This is a genomic window from Prevotella rectalis, from assembly GCF_900607215.1.
Taxonomy (GTDB): Bacteria; Bacteroidota; Bacteroidia; order Bacteroidales; family Bacteroidaceae; genus Prevotella; species Prevotella brunnea.
On the sequence record NZ_LR027822.1, the window covers coordinates 422,484 to 430,645 of the forward strand.

The 8,162-nt window shown below is 42.9% G+C and carries 6 protein-coding genes; 3 read left to right on the plus strand and 3 right to left on the minus strand.

Features of this window, described 5'->3' with window-relative positions:
- Window positions 1-718: 718 nt before the first annotated feature.
- From E0E16_RS10135 to E0E16_RS10145, 3 genes are read left to right on the plus strand one after another with little or no spacing between them, the layout of a single operon-like run.
- Window positions 719-2,065: a DUF6080 domain-containing protein gene (locus E0E16_RS10135; protein WP_130830208.1), complete on the plus strand. Its 1,347-nt coding sequence runs from the start codon at window positions 719-721 to the stop codon at window positions 2,063-2,065.
- Window positions 2,062-3,495, plus strand: a complete 1,434-nt coding sequence (locus E0E16_RS10140; RefSeq protein ID WP_130830209.1) for a DUF6080 domain-containing protein — start codon at window positions 2,062-2,064, stop codon at window positions 3,493-3,495. Before E0E16_RS10135 ends, E0E16_RS10140 begins: the two co-directional genes overlap by 4 nt.
- A gap of 3 nt (window positions 3,496-3,498) precedes the next feature.
- Window positions 3,499-4,461 carry a glycosyltransferase gene (locus E0E16_RS10145; protein ID WP_130830210.1) on the plus strand — a complete coding sequence of 321 codons (963 nt, stop codon included), beginning with the start codon at window positions 3,499-3,501 and terminating at the stop codon, window positions 4,459-4,461.
- Here E0E16_RS10145 and E0E16_RS10150 read toward each other — a convergent pair.
- The 3 genes from E0E16_RS10150 to bcp are packed head-to-tail and all read right to left on the minus strand — an operon-like array spanning window position 4,458 to window position 7,195.
- Window positions 4,458-5,900, minus strand: a complete 1,443-nt coding sequence (locus tag E0E16_RS10150; protein ID WP_130830211.1) for a lipopolysaccharide biosynthesis protein — start codon at window positions 5,898-5,900, stop codon at window positions 4,458-4,460. The two genes, E0E16_RS10145 and E0E16_RS10150, sit on opposite strands and share 4 nt — an antisense overlap.
- Window positions 5,901-5,924: 24 nt before the next feature.
- A complete protein-coding gene (locus tag E0E16_RS10155; RefSeq protein ID WP_240048124.1) occupies window positions 5,925-6,710 on the minus strand; it encodes a TIGR02757 family protein in 786 nt (261 codons plus the stop codon).
- A gap of 20 nt (window positions 6,711-6,730) precedes the next feature.
- Window positions 6,731-7,195, minus strand: coding sequence for a thioredoxin-dependent thiol peroxidase (gene bcp / locus E0E16_RS10160; RefSeq protein ID WP_130830635.1), 465 nt, complete (start codon window positions 7,193-7,195; stop codon window positions 6,731-6,733).
- Window positions 7,196-8,162: the final 967 nt, after the last annotated feature.

Genomic DNA, 8,162 nt, shown 5'->3' on the forward strand with positions numbered 1-8,162 from the left:
TGGAACGCCGAAAATATGGCGAACGACGGTCTTATGCCATCTTCACCAAAGGTCCCAGGGGGCATCGAGCCCCCTAAGACCTTGCCGAAAATATGACGGAACTTAGGTGTTGTCCATCTTCTTTTATGCAAGTGCACTGACTTCAAATTTAAACTATATAATGTTAATGTCAAGTCATTCAGTAAATAAGAAAATATTTGACAAGTAAAACAGAAAAACATCGTCAGATCTGACAAGTGAATTCAGGAAAAGACAAAAGCTTACCTTTTGCAAGACAAAAGCTAAGGAAATGGAAGGCAAAAGCTTACCTTTTACATTTCCAAAAGTAAGTTTTAGCAACTTCAGAATCGATTTTTGCCGAGTTTATTTCGCGTTTTAATGAATTTTTTTTGCCTTTTCCGCAGGTTATTTAAAGAAACTGTTGAATTTTCATTTCTATTTCATGGAAAACTCTGACCAAATCGATGAGCATGCGAGGCATCGTTTTTCACAGTCATTAACAAAGAATTTTGGCTTTCGGAACAGGAAGAATTAAATCACGAATGAAAAGCGCGGCATCCGAAAAAAAGAAAAATTCCATACCAACTCAAGCTAAAAGGAGAGACCTTCGTGTAGGAAAGAGGTGGCTATCATTCGGAGAATTCCGTTTTTGTCTGATTTTACGATGCCCGGACGATGGATATTTTGTATCTTTGCAAAGTTAATTGGATTTTGAAAAATGTCTGTTTTAAAACTCTTTAAGGTGAAACGCGAAGAGCGTTGGCCAGCACTGACGCTACTCTTGATATTCGTCGCGTTCAACGCGCTGCTTATCCAAAGCCATTACGGTGTATATACGATGGGGGCACACAATGGATTTTGGACGATATTCTCAAAGAATTTCAGAATGTCCGGCTACGATAATTGGTCGTGGATTACCATTTCCGGAATGCGAATTCATTTTGAGACCGCGCGCCACCCACTTTTCCTTACTCTTCTCTATCCAATGTATGTGCTCAATCACTGGCTCATCGGACAGACGGGTACCAATTTTGCCGTTTTCCTCATGGCGGTTGTCATCATACTGTCGAGTTTTTATGCGGTTTTGTTCATGTATCGCATCCTTAGGGAAGTGATTGAGGTGAGCCGTTTCGATGCCACGCTGCTCACCTTACTGATGTTTTCGTTCGGACACGTAATGATTCCCACCATGGTACCCGACCATTTCATCATTTCGCTCATGCTGCTCTTGATGACATTCTATATCTGTGGCATGAAAATAAGACAAAGCAATCGGCTAAAGCCTTGGCAATCGGCAGTATTACTGTTCTTTACAGCGGGCATGGCAACATCGAATGGTGCAAAGACGCTCCTCGCCGGATTATTCACGAATGGGCGAAAGTTTTTCCATCCCAGATACATTCTCTTGGGAATTGTCCTGCCGGTGGCTTTGCTGGTTGCCATTCAGCAATGGCAATATTACGCTTTGGAAGTGCCACAGAAAGAGGTCATTCAACAAATAGAGGTAAAAAGCAAACAAAAAAATCCAAAAAAGGTGAGCAATTATGCTGAGCAACGCACCAAATGGTTGAAGGAGCATACCGGAAAGAAGATGAGCGAGGAAGGCATCGGAAAGCTTATGGACATCTCAACTCCGAGACTGAAAACCATAGTTGAGAACTTCTTTGGAGAATCCATACAACTCCACCGAAAGTACCTCTTGAAAGATGTCTCATGGGACAGACCTATATTCGTTGAATATGAAAGCATCCTATTTTATATCATAGAGGGTATTATCGTCCTGCTCGTCATTTTCGGCGGTTTCATCGCGATAAAAGAGCGCTTTTTCCAAATGCTTCTACTTAGTTTCGCCTGCGATGTAACGCTACATCTGATACTTGGCTTCGGCATCAACGAAGTATATATCATGACAACGGGTTGGATCTTCATCGTTCCGATAGCATACGCCTATCTTACGAGAGTTTTAGCAGACGCGCCACGCAGAACATTCAGACTCATCATAACTTTGCTGACCATTTGGCTGTGGGCTTACAACGGAGGACTAATCATCGGATATCTGATATGAAAGCATTTGATTTTCTGAAAATAAAGAAAGACGAGCGCGTCGCCGGTGCAGTGTTCCTGTTGTGGCAGATACTCCTCAATGCTTTGGTAATTATCCGCTATTATCCAAAGTTCTCCCAACCCGCCGAAAACTATTACAAACTCTTTGTCAGAAACTTCCATCTGTCCGGCTTCGATCCCCTCACTTATTGCGTGGTTTCCGACTGGTACACCGGATTTGATGTGCACAGACATCCGTTATTGGCATTTTTCTACTATCCGGCTTATATCATGAATCACTGGTTGATGATGACAACGGGCATCAATTTCGTCCAATTCACCGTGGCTTTCATTTTGATTGCAAGCAGTTTCTACGCTTTCATCATCTTGACGAGAATATGTAGAGAATTGATTGGTATCGCGCGGAATGACGCTTTCATGCTTTCATTCCTGCTTTTCTCCTTCGCACACATCATGGTAGCAGCCGTTAGTCCCGACCACTTCATCCTCTCGCTGTTCATGCTTCTACTCACGATTTACATTGCCGGCAAACAAATCAAGAACGGAGAACGAATGAAGAAAGGGCAAACCATACTGCTCTTTCTCATTACTGCAGGAATATCGTTGAACAATGGACTGAAAGTGTTTATTGCCAACCTGTTCACACGCGGAAAATCGTTCTTTCGTCCGGCAAATCTCATCGTGGCAGTACTTTTACCGGCGGCCTTGCTGTGGCAATTTGGGAGTTGGGAATATAAAACGTATGTGAACGATTCGGTAAAGGAGCGCAAACACAAACAAGCCATGAGAGTAAGGGCGGAAAAGGAGAGAATGTTTGCAGCGTTTAAGGACACAACGACTTTGAAAGACAGCGCGGAGATAGCCCATTCATTCCAAGAACGTTGGCGCGAACACCGCAAAGTGGTGTTGAAAGCCAAAGCACAGAAACCCGCAAATCTGCACACCGGAAAACCCATTAGCAAGAAAGGATTTCTCATGTGGACAGATGTTACCACCCCAAGATGGAAAACGGTGATAGAAAATCTTTTCGGAGAATCCATACAACTGCATCAAAAACACACATTGGAAGATGTATTGGTAAGTCGTCCGGTCATTATAAGCTATGATTGGATATGGAATTATGTCGCGGAAGGTTTGATTTTACTCCTGTTCATCGGTGGATTGTGGTGCGGAAGGCACAGCAAACTCATGTGGATGGTATTCTCTTTTGCCACTTTGGATATGATACTGCACATAGGATTGGGCTTTGGAATTCCTGAAGTCTATATCATGTCGGCTCATTGGATTTACGTCATCCCCATAAACATCGCGTTTTTATTAAAAACAACTCATGGAAAACCGGAACGAGGCTTACGCATCACTCTCTTTTTGCTAACGACCTACTTAATGGTTTACAACGCTTTCCTCCTTATCGATTATCTCTATCTGTAAAAAATGAAAGCTAACGCAAAGATATCAGTCGTAATGTGCACATACAATGGTGCAAGATTTATCCGTGAACAATTAGACTCCATCCTGCGACAATCCTGCCCGGTGCATGAAATTATTGTCCAAGACGATGGTTCGACCGATGAAACGCAAAACATTCTGAAAGAATACGCGAGAAAGGACGCAAGGATAAAAGTTTTCAAGAATGAAGAAAAACACGGAGTCAACGGCAATTTCCTATCGGCAATGAAGCGTTCTGAAGGTGATTTCATTGCTACGGCTGATCAAGACGACATCTGGGAATTGAACAAAATTGAGCTACAGATGAGGGCGATAGAAGGAAAGCTGCTTTGTAGCGGACTTTCGCGCCCTTTTTCAACCGATGGTTCGTTTGCATTCTTCGACCATCGGAAACGAAACGTAAACATTTTGCGCATGATGTTCTTGGGATTGCCGGGGCACACGCTGCTCTTCAGGCGCGAATTGTTGGAAGAATTGCCCTGCATTGATCACTCGATTTATCGCTACTCCATGTACGATGCAGTTCTTTCGATTGTTGCCGCAGGGAAGGAGAGTATCGTTTTCATCGATAAAGTACTTGTAAATTTTCGCAGACACTCATCGGCAACCACTTATACCGACTATAGCAGAAGCCTTCCGACTTGGAAAAACGCCATGAACAATCTGCTTTGGGGATGCAAAAATTATCGAGAAACAAAACAAAAGGTAAGTCCGCTATTCTCAGCAAAGCTCCAACTAATGCGAGACATCGTTTCCCACAGCCCGGATCTTAAAGAAGCCATCAAAATCATGGAACTGGAAATCGCTAAGGGATGGACGGATTTCCTGCGTTTACAATACCACTGCATCAAGAACTACCAAAAATTGTTTCATACCAACGGCAAAGGATTCATCAGAATCTTACGTGCCGCACTCTACCCCATCATGCAATTGCAAATGTATCGTTAGCCCTTTTTCCCACGTAGATATTCCATACATTCTGCAAGCATCTTAGAACCGCAAAGTTTCATCACCATAAAATAAAGCACTGCCGCTAAAACAATCCGAAGTAAGAGAAGAATTATCAGATTGGAAACGGATATCGTAAGGAAATAGGTTGCTGACATCACTGCCAACGTAATGAAAAGATAAGGACAGATGTCGAGCATCACATCCAAAAGTCGCACACCTATTGCACGATGTGCGAAATATTGCCAAACAAACAGCCAAAGAACACTCACCACCGTATAGACACTGACCATGAAAACAATGCCTTTGGCGTAACAAACCATCATCAATCCTATTTGCAGCACTATCAAAGCGATGGTGCAAACCATGTATATATCGGATTTTCCACGACTGATTATCAGGTTTTGGTATAAGGTATAAAAAGGCAGAAAAGCACCACTGACACACAAAATCCGCAGCAGGAGAATACTGCCGACCCACTTCTCAGACACCAAAACAACAATAAACTCATGCGCGACCATCGCCAATCCGAACATGGCAGGAAAGGCAAGGAAGGCCGTAAAACGAAGCATCTTGCGAAAAACGTTCACCTGCCGTTCGCGATTGCTGTTCACTTCCACGAGAATTGGTTGCGCTACCTGTCCTGTCGTTCCGGAAACAAAAGTACTCGCCATGGTATCCCACTTGAAAGCCTGCGTGAAGTTTCCCACAGCCGCAGCCGGATAGAGACGTCCGAAGATGACTGTCAGGAAATTTTGGCTGATTGTATTCACGATGGTTGTAATAAGGATTTTATAACTGAAAGAGAACATCCTGCAAATGGGCTTAAAATCAATCTTGAAAGACGGTCGCCACGGAACAAGGAAAAAGCGACCGAGACTTGTCAGGGAAATATAAAGCATTTGTTGCCAAGCCAAACTCCAATAGGCATAACCCTTCAACGCGAGAATGATACCGACCATGCCCGACACAAGCAGTGAAGTGATGCGCAAGAGGGCAGTTTCTCTCACCATGAGATTCTTGAAAAGATATGCCGCTGGAGCCGTCCCAACAGCCGAAAACAGCAGTGTGGCAAAGATAAAGCGCGATAAATCGACGAGCTCGGTATGATGAAAGAAGTCGGCAATGAGTGGGGCGCAAAAGAAAAGCAGGAGATAAGAGCCCCAACTCACAAAGGTGCTGAACCAAAACACGGCATTATAATCGTTGTCGGTGGCTTTTTCCAGATTTGCCAACGCCGAAGTAAACCCACTCTCTTGCAAGGCAGCTGCCACTGCGGTGAAAATAGCCAACATTCCCACCAAACCATAGTCGGAAGTGGTAAGGATGCGACTGAGAAAAATTCCGATAACAGCATTGAGCACCTGCATGGAGCCATTGTTTACAGCCCCCCAAAACAGACCTTTTGCCGTTTTCTCTTTCAACGTTTTTTGTGCCATAGCTTTATCCTCGCATAGTCCTTATCAGCCATTCACGTCTGCTCCGAAAAGCGCGAAATCGCCTTTCAACGGATCATCCGGAAAGACTCGTGCCAACTTATTCGTAAGTTGCCTTGCCGCAGTCATATTGATGGACTTTCCCTCGATGAGACCCAATCTCGCACCTTGTTGGAAGACATGCGTATCGAGAGGAATGATTAATGTCTTTTTATCGATGAAATCGCCCCAAATTCCCAAATCAACAGCTGATGGCTGACGTACCATCCAGCGCAAGAACATACACAAACGCTTACAAGAAGACCGTGTGTTTTGGGGCACCATGCCCTTGATTTGGCGAGCGGAAAAGAAGCTGCAAAGACTCTCCACTGCATCTATGCCTTGCATTTTCTCACAAGTGGCAGTGTGGGAAGCGTATTTCCGGCGTCCATAACCTTCCACATACGATCGCAGGCTGCCGTATTTCAGAAACATCTCGCGCAGAGCTTGGAAGAAGTCCACCATGGTGTGATTCGTGTACAACCGGTAAAAACACTCGAAGTCATCGGGAATATCATTCAGAAAAGCTCCAGTTCTTACCCAATCATGAGGTTCTCCGCAAGCCGCCTCCAACAGAAAACTTATTTTAGGCATAAAAACTGCTCGCGAGCCATAGCTCAGACAAGAGGCGATAAACGCCATCGTTTCTTGGTTCCGTTCACCGGATACTTGATGCATGAAGCAAGATGGGTCGTTGGCAATAAACTCCCGACACTCGTATGTCGCAGCATTTGCAATGAGTTGCTGCCTCACCTTGCCAGAAATTCTTTTCAATTCGAGAGTTGTTATATTACCTATTCTTTTTCTGCCTTGGCAAGAATTTGTTCCGCATGTTCCTTCACCTTGATTTGTTTAGGTGTGAAAACATCTTCAATTACGCCCGTTTCATCGATGATAAAGGTGGTTCTGAAAGTCCCCATGTAAGTGCGACCATACATTTTCTTCTCTCCGTAAACACCAAAGGTTTCATTCAGTGTTTTTTCCACATCGGCTATCAACGGAAAAGGCAAATCATATTTCTCAATAAACTTCTTATGCGACTTCTCATCCTGCACACTCACACCTACCACCGCATAACCTCGTTTGAGCATCAGTTCGTAGTTATCGCGCAGGTTGCAGGCTTCTGCCGTACAGCCCGGCGTGGAATCCTTAGGATAGAAATAAAGAACAAGCTTTTTCCCCTTGAAATCACTCAACTTAACTTCTTTACCATCCTGATCTTTTCCCAAAACTTCGGGTGCCTTGTCTCCTATTTGCATCATATTATTATATTTTAGAATACTACTGCAAAGATAAGTATTTATTCTTGATTTCAACAAAGTAAGTTGCTTTTAATCGGATAAAAGGAACATGACAGCCATGAAAAAGACACGTATTCAATCTGTATCGGACATTAGGAAATCGACGAAATCACATAAAAGAACAGCCCGATAATCGGTTTAGATTTATCTTCTACCAAACCGGGATAGTGCGTTTGGCAGACACTATTACACAATAGCCCTAATTACCAACCACTGGTAATCCTATTACCAACCACTGGTAATCCTATTACCAGCCATTGGTAATCCTATTACCAATGATTGGTAATTTCCTCACTAAGGACTTCCTGCCTTTTAACAGCTCTGTCGGCTTGAACGATGTTTCAGGACTTGCAAGTGATAATAATAACGATGATGGAACTTAAAATCAGGTGTAACAGACATTTAGCTTTCCTCCCAAGTCGCAAAAGGTCGAAATCAGGAAGATTATCAACGAGTTGTTTTCTCATTACTTTTTTACTGTGCCGAGAAGTTCCCTGTGCCAAGAAATAAAAAGTCTGCACCTACTCTCGCAGATACAGACCATGCCACTTAACTAAATAACTCAAAAAAATTACTTGACTCTATTTTCATTGAATAATTTTCTTCACGAAAACAGTCCAACTACTTTTGTCTGATTATTAACTTACTAATAAACTAATTCTCTTACTTGCAATGAATGGTTTTTCATTGACATTACAAAGGTATTACATTTTATTCATTCTCAAAACCATTTCACTATTTTTTTTCTCTAAAAAAGTCGATGAGGAAGAGGTATTCGTAAGTTTATGATATTATTTAGTCGTCCCTCAAGAACTCGACTTACAACCAGCAAAAGGTATTGGATAACACCTTTGTTTCGTTAAAGTTGGAATCCACTCCTTGAATACTCCATTTTATCATAGTTCGAATAAGGCACAAAAGAAGC